This window comes from Streptosporangium canum, assembly GCF_900113865.1.
In the GTDB taxonomy this organism is placed as follows: domain Bacteria; phylum Actinomycetota; class Actinomycetes; order Streptosporangiales; family Streptosporangiaceae; genus Streptosporangium; species Streptosporangium canum.
This window is the reverse complement of the sequence record NZ_FOQY01000017.1, coordinates 32,568-51,287: the sequence shown is the minus strand read 5'-3', so window position 1 is coordinate 51,287 and position 18,720 is coordinate 32,568. Positions and strand designations below refer to the sequence as shown.

The window sequence follows — 18,720 nt, the reverse complement described above, 5'->3', positions numbered from 1 at the left end:
CCGGACGGATCCGGACGGCAGCTCGCGTTTGCCGATCTTCTTGCGTTCGCAGGGCCCGTGTTCACGGGTCTTGGGGTCGGCGGGGTGCCCAGCGTCCGAGGACGCTCCGCACCGGTCACCCCGCCGGCCCCGCAGAGCCGCGTTGGGGACGGTGGTCCGGACGGCTGCGACTCCGTCCGGACCACCGCTCGTCTCACTCCCCCACCGCGGCGAGTACGCGTGCGACCTTGGTCGCGGCACCGGCCGGGTCCTGCGCCGTGTGCATCCGTTCCCCCCAGGACCACCAGTAGTACCAGTCCCGGTGGCTTGGAGCGGCCTGGGCTCGGCAGGTGACGTTCTCCGCCAGGCTGGTTGCGCTAGGGTTGATCACGCGCACGAAGGCGCGACCCGACTGGGTCCGCACCACTCGGGCGTGCAGCCCGCGAGCGTCGAGTTCCGACACCAGCCGCTCCAGGTGCCCGAAGTCGTCTTCCCCCACCTCGTCCCTCCTCTTGGTCGCCCATACCGCACCGAATCGTGTTCGCTTGGTTACGCGAATCAGTGCTGGTTGGCCAAAGATGACTCACCTGGGCCGATGGGTCAACGGAGGGAAACCCAAGATCGGGTTGTGCCTTCTCCCAAGTAGGTTGAAAGAAACAGTCCGGTGGTGGACGATCCTTAGCCGATGGCTCTATTCGCGCGTTCCGGATGAGCCAAAGTTGGTCCATCATTCTCGGTAGGCACAGTGCGACAGCTGAATCACACTGAGTCACGGGAGAGGACCGGTCGGGACTAGTGTGCCAGCCAGCCCCGCTGGCCACGAGAGAGGGGCCGGTATGTCCGGCAGGCAGCACAGGGAGACAGAGTTAGCTCGGCAGATCCGGGCCAGAGGCCTGGCGGCAGGGCGTGGCTCGGCTCAGATCGCCGAGGAGATCCACGACAAGTGCGGTCCCCAGTTCGGGACCACGCGCATCAAGGGTCACCGGCTCGCACATGGCGTCGCCCTCGCCGACGTGATCGAACAGATACGGGCACTGTTCGAGCGCGACGGCAAAGCGGCGCCGGGTATCGGCGAGACGCTCCTGTCCGCTTATGAGAGCGGGCTGAAGCGTCCGGGGCCCGAATACCTCCACTACCTGTGCTCCGCCTACCGGGTCGAACCGGCATCTCTCGGGTACGACGGCCCGTGCATCTGTGGTCACGGCCACAAGACGCCCGGTGCCCTCCGAGGTGATCTCCAGGATGGAAGACCCGACACTTCCCCTGGTCCGCGTGAGCGGCTGATCCAGTCGATCGGCGGCGACCCTTCCGCGGACGGGGGCGAGGAGGACGAGAACGTGCTACGGAGGACGCTTTTACTGCTTCTGGCCGGCACCGGCACCGGCGCCACGCTGGACGGACAGGTGCTTGGATCTGTGGAGAACATTCGCAGGAGGATGGACGAGACCCTGGTGTCGGCCACCGTTTCGCCTGCGATGCTCGATCAGTGGGAGGAGGCCACCGTCGGCTTCGGCCGCCAATACATGAACACGCCGCCGCTGAGGCTGCTCTGCGACGTGTTGCTGGAGTTCAGCGCCGTGCGCAAGGCCATGGAGCGGCGCCAGCCGGTGGACCTGCAGGAACGGCTGTGCCGCATGGCGGCCCAGCTCGCCGGGCTCAGCGGCATGATCATGGTGAACCTCGGCGACCACAGGATGGCCCGGTCCTTCTTCAGGACCGGCAGGACGGCCGCCGACGACACCGGCGACCGGGCGCTCCGCGCCTGGGTCATCGCCAGAGAGGCCCTGGTCCCGCTCTACTACGGCGACCCGCGCGAGGCGCTCAACCTCGCGAGGAAGAGCCGCGATCTGGCCGGCCAGACGCCGTGCGCGGCCCAGGCCATGGCCCCGGTCTTCGAGGCCCGCGCGCTGGCGATGCTGTCGGGTTCGGGGAAGAAGGACGTGGTCGACCAGGCCAAGCGGGCGCTGTCCCGGGCCAGGGCGGCGTTCTCCCAGATGACCGCGGCCGATCAGGAGGACTCGACCTTCGGCTACACCGAGCGCCAGCTCTACTTCCATCAGGGAGACGCGCTGGTGAGGCTGGGGCAGGCGATGGAGGCCGACCTCATCCTGGAACAGGCGCTCACCAAGTACGGCCCAGCGGACTGGCTCGATCCCACGATCATCAAGCTCGACCGGGCCAAGTGCAAGCTCCTTGAGGGCGACCTGGAGGAGGCGCTGACGATAGCCAGGTCCGCGCTCGCCGGGCTGAACCAGGGCGGCAGACCGGACATCCTCATGCAGCGCGCCCACGAGGTGGCCAAGGAGGTGGAGGCCAGGAGTCCCGACCACCCCGAGCTCAAGCTCTATCTGGAGGCACTGCGCCCCGCGCCGGCGGATCCGTCCGGGGGCGATGTATGAGGCTCCGGCGCTATCGCTGGTCCGATCTGGAATCCATCTGGGCGCTCCATCAGATCTGCCTTGCCCAGGTGGGCCTCGCGCCGGGAGACGGCGTCTACTACGAGGACGACTTCCCGAGGATCAACGAGATCTACATCGCCGGCCGGGGGGACTTCTTCGTGGGGGAGATCCCGGGAGGGCGCATCGTCGCGATGGGCGGCCTCCGCCGGATCGACGACGAGACCGCGGAGCTGTGCCGTCTGCGGGTCCATCCGGAGTTCCAGCGGCGAGGCTTCGGCGCCCAGATGAGCATTGCGCTGGAGACGCGGGCGGTCGAGCTGGGTTACGTACGGCTCCGCGGGGACACCACGCTGAACCAGCCGGCCGCGATCGAGCTCTACCGCAAGCACGGTTGGCGTGAGATCAGCCGGGAGGAGCGCGGCGGATGCGTCGTGCTTTATGGCGAGAAAGAGCTAGTTGTCACCATGTCCCATCTTGCTGCATTTAAGTAAATTCAAGACTGTTTTATAGTCAAGTATTGCGATCTAGTGAAGTGGCAGAATACTTGTTCTTCGTACCTGTAGTCATTTTCCCGTGGGGGGTACGATGAAGAAGATCATTGTTCGCAAACCTGGCACCACCAAGCTGAGCGGTGCTTCCAGCGTCATCCACAAGGGGTGAGGGAGCATCTCTGGCTGATCGGGCCGCTCTCCGGTGACCGTGCGGACCCGTCCCCCCTGGTGGTGAACGGGCACCGGCGGTCGCGTGGGCCCTACACGGTCGGCGGCGCCATTTTGCGCGCGATCGTGCCGGAGGTCCTGGAACGGGCTCCCGCGCACGTCGCGTCTCACGACATCGAGATCCGTAGCGTGGCCCCTGATCTGCGAGATCGGGTGGCCGCGCGACGGGAGACCATAGACGCGCGGATCGACGACGACGAGCGGATCCTCGTGCCCGCGCCCCGCCGTACCCTCAGGCTCGCCAACGGGGTGGCGGAGTTTCTCGGCGCGGGCCTGAGCGGGCCGCGCACGCTGGTCGTGGAGAACCTCCACGAGGCCGACCCGACCGACCTCGAACTGCTCGCGGTGCTGGTCAGGCGGCTGGATCCGGCACTGCTGACGATGGTGCTCGCCTCGCGGCAGCCACCGCCGCGATGGTTCCGCGGCCATGTGGCGGACTCCGCCGGGGCCGGGCAGGTTCACGCCGAGCCCGGCCAGGGGTGGCCGCCGCACGCCGGCGGCGCCGCCCATGTGGCCTCCGACTGCACCGACGAGCGATCGCGTGCCGACTACGAGGCGCTGGACCCGGCGGAGCGGGCCAGGCTGCACGACCTGCGGGCCGACGAGCTGGAGGCCGCCGGGGAGTTCTCCCCGCGCCTGGGCGCCGTCCCCTTCCACCGGGAGCATGGCGCCGACCCCCGCGGACGCGGGGCCGAGGCGCTCTGGACGGCCGTCGACCACTGCGTCAGGGAGGGTTTCCTGGACGCGGTGATCGAGCTGGGGCGGCGCGGGCTACGGCTGGCCGGGCCCGGGTCGGACCTCTGGTGGCGCTTCACCCAGCGCACGGCCACCGCCTTGGGAGCCCTCTCCCGCCAGGACGAGGCCCGTGACCTCTATGAGCGCGCCCGCCGCGGCAGCCAGGACCCCGCGGTGCACGCGGCGTCGGCGTACGGCACGGCCATGCTCGACGCCCGTCACCCCGATCCGGACCGGCGGGACCTGGGCCGGGCCAGGGGCTGGATCAACCAGGCCGTCGCCATCTCCACCCTGCTGCCGGACCGGCAGGAGCGTGCCTTCAAGCTGGGCTTCGACCGCAACGGCCAGGCCCTCATCGAGGCGCGGGCGGGCGAGCCGCACAAGGCTCTCTCCCTGGTCGAATCGGCCATCGAGCTGGCGCGGCGGGATCTGCCGCCGGGCCGGCACCCGCTGCACCGGATGGTGCTGTACGCCAACCGGGGCCGGCTCCTCGCCGAGCTGGGCCGTACCAAGGAGGCCCGGGAGGAGTACACCGAGGCGATCGCCGTCGACCCGCTCTTCGCCGACCACTACCTGGACCGGGGCAACCTGCTGTTCCGGCTCGGGCTGACCGATGAGGCGCTGGCCGACTACGAGGCCGCGATCCGGGTGAGCCCGCCGCTGCCCGAGGCCTACTACAACCGGGCCGAGGTCCGGCTCGCGCTGGGGGATCTGGCGGGAGGCCGGGCCGACCTGGATCATGTTCTGGAGCTGGACCCGGACCATCTGGACGCCTACATCAACCGGGCGGGCGTGCTGGCCGTGCTCGGCCTGGCGGCCGAGGCGCGGGCCGACGTCGAGACCGGGCTGGCGCTCATGCCGGGCAATCCCCACCTGCTGACCGTGAAAGGGCAGCTGGACACCGCGTCCGGGCACTTCGAGGAGGCCGCCCGCGCCTTCGACGCGGCCCTGGACAGGGCCCCCGGTCTCGGTACGGCCTGGGCCAACCGGGGCATCCTCCGCTACGAGACCGGTGACGCGGAGGGCGCGGTGGCGGATCTGTCCAGGGCGATCGAGATCGAGGAGGGGCCGGAGCTGTACTTCAACCGGGCTACCGCTCTGCGGGCTCTGGGCAGGGGGGAGGCGGCCACGGATGATCTGCGTCGTGCCCTCGACCTCGATCCCGGTGATCCTGACATCCGGCGAGCTCTGGGACTGCGGTGAGCTCCGTGTCGCGGATCAACGGCTCGCCAAGCCTTTGCCCGCTTTGGTCCCGGTCCGGCCTGAGCGCATATGGCCCGGGGGGGCGTCTCGAGTAGCGTCGGAAGAAGTCGGACAAAATAGACCAAAGTAGGCAGTTATGGACTACGACCGGTTTCTCTCGATCGTCCAGCACGCGGCCGGTGCCGACCGGCAGACCGCCGAGGCCACGGTCCGTGTGACGCTCGAAACACTCGTCAAGCGGCTGACACCGGATCAGGCCCGGGAACTCGCCGAACACCTGCCACGGGAGCCGGCACGGCTGCTGCCGCAGGATCACGTCCAGGAGAACGTCTACGCCGACGAGTTCCTGCGCCGGATCGCCGAGGGTGAGCAGGTCGACCTGCCGGCCGCCGAACGGCGCGCGGGCGCCGTCCTCCTGGCACTGAGCCGGGCCGTGCCCACGGCCGTGTTCACCCGGGTGGTCTCGGAGCTTCCGGAGGACTTCCGACTGCTCATCGAGAGGACCGTCGCGGCGGCCGGTCCGACCCTCACGCTGGAGGAGTTCCTGAACCGGGTCGCCGGCCGGGCGGGACTCGCCGACAAGCAGGGAGCCTGGCGGGCCAGCGAGGCGGTGCTGGAGATGCTGGGGGAGCAGATCAGCGTAGGTGAGATACGCGACCTGATGGAGGCGCTGCCCGCCGAGCTGTCCTCCGCGCTGGAGCGCGGCAACGAGGGGAGCGACAACGCTCCCGGGACGACGCCGCTGGAGGATTTCCTCGCGCTCGTCGCCTTGGAGGAGGGGGTCTCCGTGGACGAGGCGCTCAGGCACGCCCGCGCCGTCCTCGCGACGGTGCGGGACGCGGTGACCAAGAAGGAGTTCCACGACCTCACCTCGCAGCTCGCGCGCTCCTACGTCAAGGAGCTGGTGCCCGCGTGAGGTGACGCCGGGCGGCCTCCCCGAAGAGCGCGGCCGGGGAGGAGGCGGGTGGCTCAATTGTTTTTTCCTCCAGGCACCCCCAGGTGTTGATTTTTCCACCATGGGTGGATTTATCCACACCTTCGCTATCCGAGGTGGATAGCTTTCCCCCGAAGAGGGTGGTGTTTCCGCTCAGGGGGAGATGTCTTGCACTGCGGTAGGGGGCCTTCCGGTGCCTGGCCTTCGGCATGTCCCGGATCCAGACCACGGACGCCCCGCCGAACACCGTAATGATGATCCACGCGAACGGCCGGCGGGGCGCGTTCGGTGATCGGGCCGAGGGGTCCGGTCTCAGCGATGCCGGGCCGCCAGCGCGTAGCCGGCGTCCTCCTGGCCGGACGGCGTCACGTCGCCGCCGAGCAGGATCAGGGCGTGCTCCGAGGGGCTGGCGGGTTCGGCGTGAATGGTGATCAGTTGCTGGCCGGGAGCGCTGCTGACGTCGAACACCTCGCAGGTGAGGAGCAGGTCGCCGGCCTCGTGGTGGCGGAGGGGCGTGGCCGCGTGCGACAGCGGGGACACGTCATGCCGAGCCCATAACCGGCGGAAATCCGCGCTTTTGAAGGAGAGTTCATCGACGAGTTCGGTCAGGCGAGGATCGTCGAGGTCCGCTCCCGCGGCGGCGGCGGCGACGGCGTCGATCCGCCGTGGTGATCGTGACCGGTGTGCCGAGGGCGGACCGGCGGTGCCGGTCTTCGCGCGGGTCTCCCCCTTGCCGGCGCTCCGAGAGGTTCGCCGGCGGCGGGGACCGCCCCCTGGGAGTGACACTCCTACCTTCCTCGGAGGCATCCCGCCTAGCGTGAAATCCAGGCGCCGTGTCGGTGTCCTGCACACCACCGATTCGGTGTTCCGTCAGCCCGGGGCGCGACCGATTCGACATGGAGTGATCTGTCATGATCAAGCTCAGGAGCGCACTCGCGGCCGAAGCGCTGATGGCTTTCGCCCTTATCGCGCCCGCGATGATGCCGGCTGACGGGCCCGGCCCGGCTCGGTGACCGTCCGCCGGATCGCCACGCCGTAGGCGTTTCACCCGGTACGGCACGACCACCGCCGCGATCCGGGACGTGCCCCGCGGCGTGGCATCTCGGTCCGCCAGGGGCGACGGTCGTGTCCCAGGGCGGGGGGCAGGCGTCCGGGATCAGCCCAGCTGGGTGATCCGGGAGACCACCTCCACCAGGTCGGGCGGCTCCAGCACGTCGGGGAGTCCGGCCATCTCGGCCGGGGAGAACCAGCCGGAGCCCAGGTAGGTGTCGTTCTCCTCGGCCGTGAAAGCGCCGGGGCCCACCGCCGGGGTGCCCTCGAACCTGGCCAGATAGAACCGTTCGGTCTTGACGTAGTGAGTGCCCAGCCAGTCGAACTCCCGGCGCACCGGCACCCACCGGTCCAGCACCGCCTCACCCGGCAGCCCGGTCTCCTCGGTCAGCTCCCGCCGCGCGGCCTCGAAGGGCGTCTCACCCGGATCGATCCCGCCGCCCGGCGGTTCCCACAGGGTCACGCCGGCGACCGTGTCGCGCCAGTGCATCAGCAGCACCCGGCCGTCGCCGTCCACGCAGACCACCCGTGCCGCGGCCCGGTCGCTCGCCGGGGAGGCGTCCGTGCCCGCCGGTGGTCCGCCCGCGTCCGTCCGAGGCGCGCCGGCGCCCGTCTGGGAGTCGCTCATAGACCCCGGACGCTATCACCACCTATCGCCCCAAGAGGCCCACAGCGGCTGCCGAAAAGCGCGATGACCTGCGGAGACGCCCTCAACCTGGCAACCTTTACGCGGTCAACCGTGCCGGAGGTCCTCGCGCAGAGCCGGAGTGCCCCGGCCCAGCAAGGAAGGACGTTCATGCGCTTACGCAACGCGGCGGTGGCGACGGCGGTCGCGGTCATGATCCTGATCCCGGCGACGGCGGCCCTGGCCGGACCCGGCACTTCCACGCCTGTGGCCCCCGCTCCGAGCTCCACCCCCGGCAAGGTCCTGAACACCACGGCCGCCCCGGCCGCCCCCGTCCCGGTGCCCGACGTCCCGGACGGCATCAGCACCAGCAAGGTCCTGGTGATCGGGCTGGACGGGCTGCGGCACGACCGCATCGCCGCCGCCGACGCGCCGAACCTCGACTCGCTGATCGCGAACGGCACCTTCGGCACCAGCCTGCTCTACACCGACCCGATGGCCGCCACCTCCAGCGGGCCGGGCTGGTCCACCGTCGCCACCGGCACGTGGCCGGACAAGCACGGGGTCAGGAACAACGTCTTCGCGGGCAAGCGCTACGACCTCTACCCCGACTTCCTCACCCGGCTGGAGAAGGTCGACCCGGCCTACTCCACCTACGCCGCCATGGACTGGAAGTCCCTCGGCGACCAGGGCACCTTCGGCCCCGGCATCGACGCGCGGATCGTCCTCAACGGCGACTCCACCGGATACCCGGCGGAGGACGGGCGGATCGTCGAGGTGTCCGAGAAGGTGCTGCGCGACCGCAACCCGGACGTCGCCTTCGTCTACCTGGGCAACGTCGACGCCACCGGGCACCGCAGCGGCGCCGCCGGCCAGGCGTACCTGAACGCGATCGCCGACGCCGACGCCTCCATCGGCCGCCTGCTGAGCGCGGTCCGGACCCGCTTCACCTTCCACAACGAGCGATGGACCGTGATCGTCACCACCGACCACGGCCACACCGACGCCGGCGGCCACGGCGGCTCCAGTGTCGAGGAGCGCCGTACCTTCGTCCTCGCCGCCGGCCCCGGCATCGCCGCCGGAGCCACCCCGTCCGACACCCGTCTGGTCGACGTGGCCGCCACCGTCTTCGGCCAGTTGGGTCTCCCGCTCCCGGCGGGCCTGGACGGCAGGTCCGTGGTGCTGCGCGCCGCCGACCCCTTCGACCGCCTCTCCCTCAAGGGGAGGGTCGACGAGGGCGGCATCCCGGCCGGGGTCAGGGGGTTCACCCACACCGCGCCCGCCGGCTGGTCGGTGGAGAACAGGGGACTGCCCTCCGGCGGTGTCGAGGAGTGGCGCGGCTGGTCGTTCACCACGGACGAGTTCTGGTCCCGCGCCCAGCGCGACCAGTGGCGGGAGCTGTTCGTCCGTGGCCGCGGCGTGTTCGCCGTGGCCGACTCCGACGAGTGGGACGACCGCTCCCACAGCACCGGCACCTTCAACTCCACCCTGGTCAGCGCGCCGTACCCGGTCGCGGGCCGTCCGTCGGTGCGGCTCGGCTACGTCACCCACTACCGGCAGGAGGGCGACCAGAAGGGCCGGGTGCTGGTCTCCTTCGACCGTGGCCGTTCCAAGATCGTGAAGGTCTACTCCGCCGACGCCGTCGCCAAGGTCGAGTCGGTCCCCGTCACCGTCCCGGCGGGCGCCACCAGGATGACCGTCCGCTTCCGCTACTACGACGCCGACAACAACTGGTACTGGGCCGTCGACGACCTGCGCGTCTCCTGAACCGCCGCGCACGGGCCGTACGGGGGATCCCGTACGGCCCCGCACCCGCTCCCGGAGGCCGGGTGAGGCGTGCGGGGTCAGCGTTTCATCGCCCCGTCGGCGATTGCGTCGGCGGCCTCGCTGATCGCCATGCCGACGATCTCCAGGCGCCGGACCAGCTCACGCTCCTTCATGGTCTCGGCGCTGACCGGTCCGGAGAAGATGCGGGCGATCTCGTACTGGTACATGCGCCGGATGGTGCCGCCGATCTTCTTCGCCTCCAGCGCGTCATGGGTGATCACCGAGGGGCGGGACGCCAGGTCGCGGACCGCGGCCTCCAGGGCCTCGATGCCGACGATCACCTGGTCGAGCATGGGGGCGAAGCGCTGCTGGTCGTGGACGCGGTAGAGATGCGACTCGCGGACGAAGTCGCGCAGGGAGTCCAGCACGTCGTCGATCGAGCGCGACAGCCGGAACAGGTCCTCGCGGTCGATCGGCGTCACCAGGGAGCCGGACAGCTCCTCCACCAGGCGGGCGCGTTCGGTGTCGCCGCGATGCTCGATGGCCCGCATCCGCTCGTGGGCGTCAGTGCGGCCGGTGTCACCGCCGATCATGGCCATGGCCAGCCAGGCGCCCTGCTTCGTGGCCTCCAGCTGCCCGATCAGCGCCTCGGCGAGCGCGCTGTCCATGCGGCCCGCCATCAGATCCCGCACCCGCCGCAGCCGTTTCACGCGATCACCCCTCGGACGATGAGCGCCGTCGCCGCGGCGAGCAGCCCGCTCACCGGCAGCGTCAGCGTCCAGGCTAGGACGATCTTCGTGGCGGCGTGCCAGCGCACCCGGCCGGAGCTCTCGGCCACCCCGGCCCCGATGAGGGCGCCGGCGATCGTCTGGGTCATGCTCACCGGCGCGCCGATCGCCGCGCAGCCGATCACGGCGGCGCCGCTGGCCAGCTCGGCGGTCACCCCGTGCAGCGGGCGCGAGGCGATGATCCCCCGGCTGAGGGTACGGCCGGCACGCGGCAGGCCGTACAGGGCGCCGATCCCGAACAGCGCCGCCACGGCCAGGCAGACGAGGAGTGGAGGGCTGGAGAGGCCGAGGGCGAGCATGAAGACGGCCAGCATCTTCTGGCCGTCGTTGGCGGCGTAGGCCAGGCACTGCAGGGTGAACCCGGCCCGGTGCCACTGCCGCAGCGTGCGGCCGTGCGCCAGCCGCATGAGCAGCCGGATCGTCAGGATCGCCAGCAGCCCTCCCACGAACGGCGAGGCCAGCGCGACCGCGAGCACGAACAGTACGGTGCCGGCCGAGACGGGCAGGCCCCAGCCCAGGCCCGCGCCGGCGAGGGCGCCCACGATGGCGAGGGTCAGGCTGGTGGGCAGCCCCCGGTTGTTGAGGACCGCGACGACGGCCAGGGCGGCGAGCACGGCCACGACCAGCGCGATCTGGCCGTAGGGGCCCTCCATGCTCGCCAGCCGGGTGGTGAAGGTCCTCGCGACCCGGTAGGTCACCAGGGGGACCAGCGCGACCGTGACCATCATCATGATCACACCGGCCAGTGGCGGGATGCTGGGGATCTTCAAGCCGGTCGCCAGGAGCGCGCCGCCGTCGTTGACGCCGGTGACGACCGCGAAGAGTCCGGCGAGCGACGTCAGGGCCACCAGGCTCACGCTTCCACATCCCAACTGAACGGCAGGCGAAGGACCAGGCCGGTTCGGCTGCGACCTCCACAGGCGAATGGCGGCTGCCCTCGCTCGTGATCCATGGGTAGCGTCCCCAGTGCACCGATAAGGACATACCTACCCAGAGGTCGAGCGGATGATGGACGGAGAGCTCATTCTGTTGAACCCCCGACCGGCCTGTACCGCGCAGCGCGCCAAGAACGCCCTGCTCCGCGGGGACCTGTGCCGCCGCGACCCGGAGTCCGTCGAGCCGCTGTCCCGGATCCGCCGGTGACCACGCCTTGGACACGGTGCGGGTGGAGGCGGGCGGGGCGCTGTACTCTGCCCAGGTCGGCGTGAGGGCGCCGTACGATCCGACCTCGTCGAGGGTGAAAGCATGAACGAGCGAGTCAGAAGGCCCGGCGCGGGCTCCGAGCCGCTGGGCGAGGAGGGCGCATGAGCTCCGCCGCCCAGTATGTGCTGACGCTGTCCTGCCCGGACCGGCCCGGCGTGGTGGCCGCGGTCTCCGGCCTGCTGGCCGCCCAGGGCTGCAACATCATCGAGAGCCAGCAGTTCGGTGACCCCGTGGCCGAGCGGTTCTTCATGCGCGTGCAGTTCGCCTGCCCGATCTCCGACGCCGAGCTCCGTACGGCCTTCGCCGCGCTCGCCCCCGACTTCGGGATGGACCTCAAGCTGCGGGACCTGGCCGTCAAGCCGCGCGTGCTGGTGATGGTCAGCAAGTTCGGCCACTGCCTCAACGACCTGCTCTACCGCACACGCTCCGGCCTGCTCGACATCGAGATCGTCGCGGTGGCCTCCAACCACCCCGACATGCGCCCGCTGACCCAGTCCTACGGCATCGACTACCACCACCTGCCGGTCACCTCCGAGACCAAGTCCCGGCAGGAGGCGGAGGTCCTGAGCCTGGTCGACCACTACCAGGCCGACCTGGTGGTGCTCGCGCGCTACATGCAGGTGCTGTCGGAGGACCTCTGCGTCAAGCTCGCCGGAAATGTGATCAACATCCATCACTCGTTCCTGCCGTCGTTCAAGGGGGCCAAGCCGTACCACCAGGCCCACTCCCGCGGGGTGAAGCTGATCGGCGCGACCGCCCACTACGTGACCGCCGACCTCGACGAGGGGCCGATCATCGAGCAGGAGGTCGCCCGGGTCAACCACACCCACTCCGCGGAGGACCTGGCCGCCATCGGCCGCGACGTCGAGTGCCAGGCCCTCGCCCGCGCCGTACGGTGGCACACCGAGCAGCGGGTCCTTCTCGACGGCCACAAGACCATCGTCTTCCCGCGCTAGGCGGGCACCGGCGTGCGGACGAGGACCTGGGCGGGTCACGGGCGGTATGTCCCGAAGAACCACTCGTTGCCCTCCGGGTCCTTGCACGCGTAGTCGCGCGACCCGTAAGGCTGGTCGGCCGGCTCCATGGTGATCTCCGCCCCGGCGTCGACGGCCCGGGCGTGATGGGCGTCCGGATCTTCTACCGCGATGTAGATCCCGGGGCCGCCCGGCTCGCCGGTCCCGGTCATGACCATCCCGGTGCCGACGGTCAGCTCGGCATGGCCGACGCCCCCGTCGCCCGACCCGACGAGCTCGTGGACCTCGAACCCGAACGCCCGGACCAGCCAGTCAACGGCCTTGGCCGGCTCCCGGTAGCGGACCAGCGGATATACCGTTCGCATGGTTTTCTTCCCTCCTGTACGGCCTGTACGGCCTGTACGGCTACCGCCAGGGTGCCCGGCGGCCGGCCGTACCGGCTTGGAGGAATCTGACCTCGCCTCAGCCTGGGGCGGCGGCTGTGCTTGCGGGCCGGGGCGCCGCCACCTCGCGCGGGGTGGCTCCGGTCATGGCCCTGAAATCGCGGTTCATGTGGGCCTGGTCGTAGTAACCGCATCTGACCGCCGTGTCGGCCAGGGGCAGCCCGGCACGCAGGCGGGCGGCGGCGTGCTCGAACCGCAGGACCTTGGCCACCGCCTTCGGGGCCAGGCCGATCTGGTCGTGGAAACGGGAGACCAGGTGCCGATGGCTCCAGCCGAGCTCCTCGGCGAGCGACGCCACGGCGATCGTGCCCCTGGTGGCGACGAGCCGGCCCCAGGCCCATCTGATCCGCCGGTCGGGCTCGGGCGCGGCGTGGATCCGCCGGGTGAGCAGCTCGTCGAGGAGGGCGAGCCGGGCCTGCCGGTCCGGCGCTCCGGCCAACCGCTCGACCGCGCTCTCCGCCCACGGCCCCAGTGCCTCCGCCAGGGAGACCACCCGGTTGGCCAGCTCGCTCATCGGCATCCCGAGCAGCCGCCGGGCCCCGAGCGGCGTGAGGTCGAGCTGCACGCCCTCGGCGAGACCGGTCATGGTGGTGTCGACGTAGGTGTCGTGGAGCCCCCCGGCGAAGGAGACCAGCCGCTGCGGCGCCTCGGCTCCCGGACCGTCCAGCGCGAGCGGCTCCGCGAACCCGAAGATCATCACTGCCCCGGCGAAGGGGGGCTGCCTGCGGGGCAGGGGCCGGGTGTAGCGCTCGGTATAGGCCGACAGATGGGTGACGTACGGCCGTAGGCGACGGCCCGGCCTGCCTTCGAGGAAGACGAGGCCCTCGCTCACCGCGGGGTCTTTCACGCCCTGGACGATAACGACCGGCACCGACAGTCCCGGCCGGCGGGGGAGCCTCCCCGGGACCGCGGCGGCGGCCCCGGGACGAGCGTGCCGTGCCTACGACGTCAGCCCCGTGTGATGGGCCAGGAAGGTGAGCTGGTCGGCGGCGAGCTCGACGGTCTTGCTCACCGCGCGGGCGCCGTGGCCGACCTCGGTCTCGTTGCGGAGCAGGATCGGCCGGTCGGAGGACTGGGCGTGCTGGAGGGCGGCGCACATCTTCCAGGCGTGCAGCGGGTGGACCCGGGTGTCGGACTGGAAGACGGTGAACAGCGTCGCCGGGTACGACACGCCCTCGCGGACGCGGTGGTAGGGCGAGTAGGCGTACAGCCAGGCGAACTCGTCGGGCTTCTCGGCGGAGCCGTACTCGACGTTCCAGGTCGCGCCGAGGCCGAAGAGCTCGTAGCGGACCATGTCGAGCAGCGGGGCCGAGCAGACGACCGCGGCGTACAGGTCGGGGCGCTGGGTCAGGGCCGCGCCGACCAGGAGGCCACCGTTGGAGCCGCCGGAGATGGCCAGCTGGGAGGCGGTGGTGACGCCGGTGGCGATCAGGTGCTCGGCCGCCGCGTGCAGGTCGTCGTAGACGTTCTGCTTGTTGGCGAGCATCCCCGCCCGGTGCCACTCCTCGCCCTGCTCGCCGCCGCCGCGCAGCTGGGCGATGGCGTAGGTGCCGCCCGCCTCGACCCAGCTCAGGATCGACGCCGAGTAGCCGGGGGTCATCGAGATGCCGAAGCCGCCGTAGCCGTACAGGATGGTCGGGCGCGGGCCCTCGACGCCGGGCTTGGAGATCACCAGCATGTGCACCTCGCTGCCGTCGGCCGAGCGGTAGGTCACCTGCTCGGTCTCGACGGCGGGCACCTCGACGGCGCCGGGGGAGGAGGCCCAGAGGGTGGTCTCACCGGTGCGGGCGTCGTAGCGCTGGACGGTCGGCGGGGTGGTGTTGTCGGTGTAGCCGAACCAGGCCTCGTGGCCGCCCTCGGGGCGCTCGCTGATGCCGCCGATCGTGCCCAGTCCGGGCGTCGGCACCTCCCCGACGCGCTCGCCGGTGACCAGGTCGTGGACGGAGATCTCACTGATCGCGTGGCGGGTCCAGGCGACCAGCATGACCGGCCGGTCCAGGTCGTCGAGGATCGCGAAGTCCGACAGCACGGCCTCCGGGTCCTGCGGGATCAGGTCGCGCCAGTGCTCGAACTGGGGGGTGGAGGGGTCGGTCACGCAGATCCGCCCGCGCGGGGCGTCGCGGTCGGTGAACACGTAGAGCCTGCCGTCGCGGCCGAAGTGCACGGCGCTCTGGGCGTCGACGTCCTCCTGGACGACGACGAGCTCCGGCGACTGCGGGGAGGAGGCCACGAGGTCGGCCACCCACAGGTCGTTGCGGGGCGCCGTGCCGCGGGAGGCGGAGATCTGCAGCCAGCGGCCGTCGCGCGAGACCGCGACGCCGTAGTAGTTGGTCTTCTCCATGCCGTCACCGAAGATCAGGACGTCCTCTTCGGTGGAGGTGCCGACCCGGTGCAGGTAGACCCGGCGGTGGAACTGCTCCTCCCCCTCGGGCACCTCGGTGGCGGGCAGCCTGCGCACGTAGTAGAACGCCTCCCCGCCGGGGAGCCAGGCCACGGGGGAGTAGCGGCACCGGTCGATCGGGCCCTCGATCCGCTCGCCCAGCGCGACGTCCATCAGGTAGAGGCTCGACTCCTCGTCGCCGCCCACCGAGATCTGGTAGGCGAGCAGGCGGCCCTCCTTGTCGGGCTGCCAGGAGTCGAGCGTGGTGAGGCCGGTCGAGTCGAGCGCCATCGGGTCCAGCAGCGCCCGCTCGGTGCCGTCGGGGGCGACGGTGTAGAGCACCGCGTGCTCCTGCTCCGGGGTGCGCCGCATGAAGAACCGGCGCCCCCCGCGCCAGACCGGCGCGCCGATCGAGCCGGACCTGAGCAGCTCGGCGATCCGCGCCTTGAACGCCTCCCGCCCCGGAAGCCCCCCCATCTCGGCCGCGAAAAGCGCCTCCTCCTCCGCCAGCCATGATTTGGCCGCCGGATCGTCGGGGTCCTCCAGCCAGCGGTAGGGGTCGGGGACGGGGGTGCCGTGCAGGTCGTCGACGAGTTCATCACGGCTGGCAGGAGGGTATGGCTGTCGCGTCATGGCAGGAACCCTACGACGTCCGGCCGACAACACGGGCCCATTGCGCGAGGGGCGTATCCGATCCGTCACGGGAGGAGTTAAAAACTAGTAATGCGGGCATAAAACGTACCAGGCGTCCCTTCAGTCATTTATGGGTGGCTCATTTATGAGTGGCGGGAACGACGATGCAGAAGCCAAACTTGGTTGAGGACGGTGCCGTGGTGACCATCCGCTGGGCCGTCCGGCGGAGGTCCTCGTGACGGAAGCACCCGGGCCCCAGGAGGGGCCGCCAACCGGGGCACGCGACAGCGTGCCCCCTCAACTGACGCGTCGCGTAGCGGGAAAGGCCCGCTGATGCGCCAAGTCCTGCTGTTGAACGCCACCTACGAACCCCTGACCACCCTCTCCCTGCACCGCGCGGTCGTGCTCGTGCTCAGGGAGAAGGCGGACGTCGTGCACCGCGACGGGCGGGGCGCCGTGTTCCGCTCGGCGAGCCGCACGCTCGACGTGCCGTCGGTGATCAGGCTTCGTCGATATGTCCGTATTCCCTACAGGTCGCGGATCCCGCTGACCCGGACCGCGCTGATGCGCCGGGACGACTACCGGTGCGCCTACTGCGGCCAGCGGGCCGAGACCATCGACCACGTGATCCCGCGCTCGCGGGGCGGTCCCCACACGTGGGAGAACTGCGTGGCCTCGTGCACGTCGTGCAACCACCGCAAGGCGGACCGGATGCTGGAGGAGCTGGGATGGACGCTGAGCGTCGTCCCGGTGGTGCCGCGCGGCGTCCACTGGCGGTTGATCGGCGCGCACAGTGTCGGCGATCCCCTGTGGGCGCCCTATCTCGCGGAGAGCGCGGCCTGACGTCGGCGTGCGATCCGTTCGCCCCGGCCCATCCGTTTCGGCAGAATCGACGTATGGGATGGATGTTCACCTCCGATGTCGAGGTGTATGCCGGGGCGGCGGAGCCGTGGCTGCTGCGGGACCCGGTCCGCAACACCGCCCCGCTCACGGTCCTGCGCGGGATCCGCGCCGGCCTGTGGGGCGACGACGTGCTGCTGGCATGGCTGGAGCGGGACGGCGAGACCGTCGCCGCGGCCAGCCAGACACCGCCGCACCCCCTGCTGCTCGCCGACGTCCCCGTCGACGCCGTCCGCGAGCTCGCCACCCGGCTGATCGAGGCCGAACGGGCGCTCTCCGGCGTCTCCGGGCCCCGCGCGCAGGCCGAGGCGTTCGCCGGCGCCTGGTGGCGGCCCGAGGCCGGGCGCCGCTCCGAACGCCTCCACCGGCTCGGCACGCTCGTCCCGCCGCGCCCCTTCCCCGAGGGGACCTCCCGTACGGCCGTCGCCGACGACCTCCAACTGCTGGTCAGGTGGTCCACCGAGTTCCAGGCCGAGGCCGGCGGGGTCCTCCCCGTCGACCTGACCTCGCTGGTGGCCAGCAGGATCAGCCGCGAGGAGCTGGTGCTGTGGGAGGCGGACGGGCGGCCCGTCGCGTTCGCCGGGCTCTCCTCGCCCATCGCGGGCATGTCCCGGGTCGGCCCGGTCTACACGCCCCCGGAGTCCCGCAGGAGGGGATACGGCGCGGCGGTCACCCACGCCGTGACGGCCAGGGCACTGGCGGGGGACGTCACGGAGGTGCTGCTCTTCACCGACCTGTCCAACCCGACCTCCAACTCGATCTACCAGAAGATCGGCTACCGCCCGGTCGCCGACTACGCCGCCATCCGCTTCACATGAGTAATCTGTGTGTCATGCCGCGCTATGACTTCCGCTGCCGTGCCTGCGGGTCCACCTTCGAGCTCTCCCGTCCGATGGCCCAGTCCGGTGATCCCGCGCTCTGCCCGCAGGGACACGACGACACCGTCAAGCTGCTGTCCACGGTCGCCGTGACCGGCGGATCCGGAGCCGCGGCCCCCCGGCCGGCCGCCGGTGGCGGTGGCGGCGGCTGCTGTGGTGGTGGCGGCTGCTGCGGCTAGACCCGCTCCGCGGGCCTCCGCTCCGTCCCGGGCCCCCCTCTGAGCGCGCCGACCACGAGACGGGCGACGCGCTCGACCGTGGCGATGCCCGTTTCCTTGCCGGGGCTGCGCTCCGACAGCACGGCGACCAGCAGGTCGTGATCGTCGGAGCGGAGCCTGCCGATGCTGTTGACGGTCCACAGGCCGCCGTGCACCCGGGCCGGGAGCCAGCCGTTCTTCAGTGAGACGTGGTCCCCGGCGGACGCGGCGGCGCTCACGCCCCAGGCCTGGCGGGAGACGACCGACGACATCAGCGCCGTCGCGAGGCGCCGGTTCGCCGCGTTGATCGGCCCGGCCGGGGAGCTGAGCGCCCAGAGCACCTTGAGCTGCTCGGACGGCCTGCTCCTGGTCACGCCCCAGTAGGGGCCCGGGCCCGGCCAGGTGTCCCTGGCCCCGAGCGCGCGCATCACCCGGGCCAGGCCGCTCCGGCCGCCGATCGCGGCGTAGAGCTCCTGTGCGGCCCGGTTGTCGCTCCGCCTGATCATCACCTCGGCCAGGGAGCGTTCGCGGCGGGTCAGCGGCCGCCGGGCCGCCTCCGCCTTGAGCAGCAGCGCGGCCAGGATGCCGACCTTGGCCACGCTCGCCAGCAGGAAGTGCCCGCTGTCGCGGTAGGTGTAGCCGGCCCCGGTGGCCCGGTCGAACACCGCCGCCGCCACCCGGCCGGGACGGTCGTCCAGGTAGGCGTCCAGCGTTCTGGTGAGGCGGCGGCGGTCCTCGGCGGTGAGGACCGCCGGAGCCCTGTCCGGCGTGGTGACGGCGGACGACAGCGTCCGCCAGACCTTCCCGGCCGGGACGGACGGCGGTCCGGCGGCCGGATCCGGCGGACGCGCGCAGCCGGAGGCGACCGCGGTCATGGCGACGACGAGCGACGCCCCCCGAACCCTCATGGCCG

At 71.1% G+C, this 18,720-nt stretch carries 18 protein-coding genes; 9 read left to right on the top strand and 9 right to left on the bottom strand.

Annotated features, from left to right (window positions below):
- Positions 1–193 precede the first annotated feature (193 nt).
- Positions 194–478: a hypothetical protein gene (locus BM085_RS23990; protein WP_093889178.1), complete on the bottom strand. Its 285-nt coding sequence runs from the start codon at positions 476–478 to the stop codon at positions 194–196.
- Positions 479–815: 337 nt separating this feature from the next.
- Here BM085_RS23990 and BM085_RS23985 point away from each other — a divergent pair, with 337 nt between their 5' ends.
- The 4 genes from BM085_RS23985 (at position 816) to BM085_RS23970 (ending at position 5,951) form a co-directional block, all read left to right on the top strand.
- Complete coding sequence (locus tag BM085_RS23985; RefSeq protein ID WP_093889177.1) at positions 816–2,378, top strand: NsdA family TPR-like regulatory protein; 1,563 nt, start codon at positions 816–818, stop codon at positions 2,376–2,378.
- On the top strand, positions 2,375–2,869 hold the full coding sequence (locus tag BM085_RS23980) for a GNAT family N-acetyltransferase (protein ID WP_093889176.1): 495 nt from the start codon (positions 2,375–2,377) through the stop codon (positions 2,867–2,869). Before BM085_RS23985 ends, BM085_RS23980 begins: the two co-directional genes overlap by 4 nt.
- A gap of 165 nt (positions 2,870–3,034) precedes the next feature.
- On the top strand, positions 3,035–5,035 hold the full coding sequence (locus tag BM085_RS23975; RefSeq protein ID WP_093889175.1) for a tetratricopeptide repeat protein: 2,001 nt from the start codon (positions 3,035–3,037) through the stop codon (positions 5,033–5,035).
- Positions 5,036–5,171: 136 nt separating this feature from the next.
- The gene (locus BM085_RS23970) at positions 5,172–5,951 is read left to right on the top strand and encodes a DUF2267 domain-containing protein (protein ID WP_093889174.1); all 780 of its coding nucleotides are present in this window, start codon (positions 5,172–5,174) and stop codon (positions 5,949–5,951) included.
- 330 nt (positions 5,952–6,281) lie between these two features.
- On the opposite strand, the gene BM085_RS23965 is transcribed toward BM085_RS23970, so the two are convergent.
- Together BM085_RS23965 and BM085_RS23960 are read right to left on the bottom strand one after the other, a co-directional pair.
- Positions 6,282–6,776, bottom strand: a complete 495-nt coding sequence (locus BM085_RS23965) for an MmyB family transcriptional regulator (protein ID WP_245789615.1) — start codon at positions 6,774–6,776, stop codon at positions 6,282–6,284.
- A 349-nt stretch (positions 6,777–7,125) separates the two neighbouring features.
- On the bottom strand, positions 7,126–7,647 hold the full coding sequence (locus BM085_RS23960; protein WP_093889173.1) for an NUDIX hydrolase: 522 nt from the start codon (positions 7,645–7,647) through the stop codon (positions 7,126–7,128).
- 168 nt (positions 7,648–7,815) lie between these two features.
- Here BM085_RS23960 and BM085_RS23955 point away from each other — a divergent pair, with 168 nt between their 5' ends.
- Positions 7,816–9,411 (top strand): alkaline phosphatase family protein, encoded by a 1,596-nt coding sequence (locus BM085_RS23955; RefSeq protein WP_093889172.1) that lies wholly within the window; start codon positions 7,816–7,818, stop codon positions 9,409–9,411.
- Between the two features lie 77 nt (positions 9,412–9,488).
- Here BM085_RS23955 and BM085_RS23950 read toward each other — a convergent pair whose 3' ends face one another.
- Both BM085_RS23950 and BM085_RS23945 read right to left on the bottom strand, forming a co-directional pair.
- Positions 9,489–10,121 (bottom strand): DUF47 domain-containing protein, encoded by a 633-nt coding sequence (locus BM085_RS23950; RefSeq protein WP_093889171.1) that lies wholly within the window; start codon positions 10,119–10,121, stop codon positions 9,489–9,491.
- Positions 10,118–11,056 carry an inorganic phosphate transporter gene (locus BM085_RS23945; protein WP_093889170.1) on the bottom strand — a complete coding sequence of 313 codons (939 nt, stop codon included), beginning with the start codon at positions 11,054–11,056 and terminating at the stop codon, positions 10,118–10,120. Before BM085_RS23945 ends, BM085_RS23950 begins: the two co-directional genes overlap by 4 nt.
- Before the next feature lie 447 nt (positions 11,057–11,503).
- Here BM085_RS23945 and purU point away from each other — a divergent pair, with 447 nt between their 5' ends.
- Positions 11,504–12,358, top strand: a complete 855-nt coding sequence (gene purU / locus BM085_RS23940) for a formyltetrahydrofolate deformylase (protein ID WP_093889169.1) — start codon at positions 11,504–11,506, stop codon at positions 12,356–12,358.
- A gap of 35 nt (positions 12,359–12,393) precedes the next feature.
- On the opposite strand, the gene BM085_RS23935 is transcribed toward purU, so the two are convergent.
- The 3 genes from BM085_RS23935 to BM085_RS23925 form a co-directional block, all read right to left on the bottom strand.
- On the bottom strand, positions 12,394–12,741 hold the full coding sequence (locus BM085_RS23935) for a VOC family protein (protein ID WP_093889168.1): 348 nt from the start codon (positions 12,739–12,741) through the stop codon (positions 12,394–12,396).
- Positions 12,742–12,838: 97 nt separating this feature from the next.
- Entirely contained in the window at positions 12,839–13,666 is an 828-nt protein-coding gene (locus tag BM085_RS23930; protein WP_143121050.1) for a helix-turn-helix domain-containing protein, read from the bottom strand.
- Between the two features lie 93 nt (positions 13,667–13,759).
- Positions 13,760–15,832 (bottom strand): prolyl oligopeptidase family serine peptidase, encoded by a 2,073-nt coding sequence (locus BM085_RS23925; RefSeq protein WP_093889166.1) that lies wholly within the window; start codon positions 15,830–15,832, stop codon positions 13,760–13,762.
- 333 nt (positions 15,833–16,165) lie between these two features.
- Between BM085_RS23925 and BM085_RS23920 the strand changes: the two genes are divergently transcribed.
- The 3 genes from BM085_RS23920 to BM085_RS23910 are packed head-to-tail and all read left to right on the top strand — an operon-like array spanning position 16,166 to position 17,789.
- On the top strand, positions 16,166–16,675 hold the full coding sequence (locus BM085_RS23920; RefSeq protein WP_012893753.1) for an HNH endonuclease: 510 nt from the start codon (positions 16,166–16,168) through the stop codon (positions 16,673–16,675).
- A 53-nt stretch (positions 16,676–16,728) separates the two neighbouring features.
- A complete protein-coding gene (locus BM085_RS23915) occupies positions 16,729–17,550 on the top strand; it encodes a GNAT family N-acetyltransferase (RefSeq protein WP_093889165.1) in 822 nt (273 codons plus the stop codon).
- A 14-nt stretch (positions 17,551–17,564) separates the two neighbouring features.
- Complete coding sequence (locus tag BM085_RS23910) at positions 17,565–17,789, top strand: FmdB family zinc ribbon protein (RefSeq protein ID WP_093889164.1); 225 nt, start codon at positions 17,565–17,567, stop codon at positions 17,787–17,789.
- Here the strand turns inward: BM085_RS23910 and BM085_RS23905 are convergent.
- The gene (locus BM085_RS23905) at positions 17,786–18,715 is read right to left on the bottom strand and encodes a serine hydrolase (RefSeq protein ID WP_143121049.1); all 930 of its coding nucleotides are present in this window, start codon (positions 18,713–18,715) and stop codon (positions 17,786–17,788) included. The genes BM085_RS23910 and BM085_RS23905 overlap by 4 nt on opposite strands.
- Positions 18,716–18,720 lie beyond the last annotated feature (5 nt).

Coding starts and splice junctions, on each gene's coding strand:
- BM085_RS23965 (WP_245789615.1), bottom strand. CDS start 6,776: ATGCCTCCGAGGAAGGTAGGAGTGTCACTCCCAGGGGGCGGTCCCCGC.
- BM085_RS23960 (WP_093889173.1), bottom strand. CDS start 7,647: ATGAGCGACTCCCAGACGGGCGCCGGCGCGCCTCGGACGGACGCGGGC.
- BM085_RS23955 (WP_093889172.1), top strand. CDS start 7,816: ATGCGCTTACGCAACGCGGCGGTGGCGACGGCGGTCGCGGTCATGATC.
- BM085_RS23985 (WP_093889177.1), top strand. CDS start 816: ATGTCCGGCAGGCAGCACAGGGAGACAGAGTTAGCTCGGCAGATCCGG.
- BM085_RS23910 (WP_093889164.1), top strand. CDS start 17,565: ATGCCGCGCTATGACTTCCGCTGCCGTGCCTGCGGGTCCACCTTCGAG.
- BM085_RS23935 (WP_093889168.1), bottom strand. CDS start 12,741: ATGCGAACGGTATATCCGCTGGTCCGCTACCGGGAGCCGGCCAAGGCC.
- BM085_RS23905 (WP_143121049.1), bottom strand. CDS start 18,715: ATGAGGGTTCGGGGGGCGTCGCTCGTCGTCGCCATGACCGCGGTCGCC.
- BM085_RS23925 (WP_093889166.1), bottom strand. CDS start 15,832: ATGACGCGACAGCCATACCCTCCTGCCAGCCGTGATGAACTCGTCGAC.
- BM085_RS23920 (WP_012893753.1), top strand. CDS start 16,166: ATGCGCCAAGTCCTGCTGTTGAACGCCACCTACGAACCCCTGACCACC.
- BM085_RS23970 (WP_093889174.1), top strand. CDS start 5,172: ATGGACTACGACCGGTTTCTCTCGATCGTCCAGCACGCGGCCGGTGCC.
- purU (WP_093889169.1), top strand. CDS start 11,504: ATGAGCTCCGCCGCCCAGTATGTGCTGACGCTGTCCTGCCCGGACCGG.
- BM085_RS23915 (WP_093889165.1), top strand. CDS start 16,729: ATGGGATGGATGTTCACCTCCGATGTCGAGGTGTATGCCGGGGCGGCG.
- BM085_RS23980 (WP_093889176.1), top strand. CDS start 2,375: ATGAGGCTCCGGCGCTATCGCTGGTCCGATCTGGAATCCATCTGGGCG.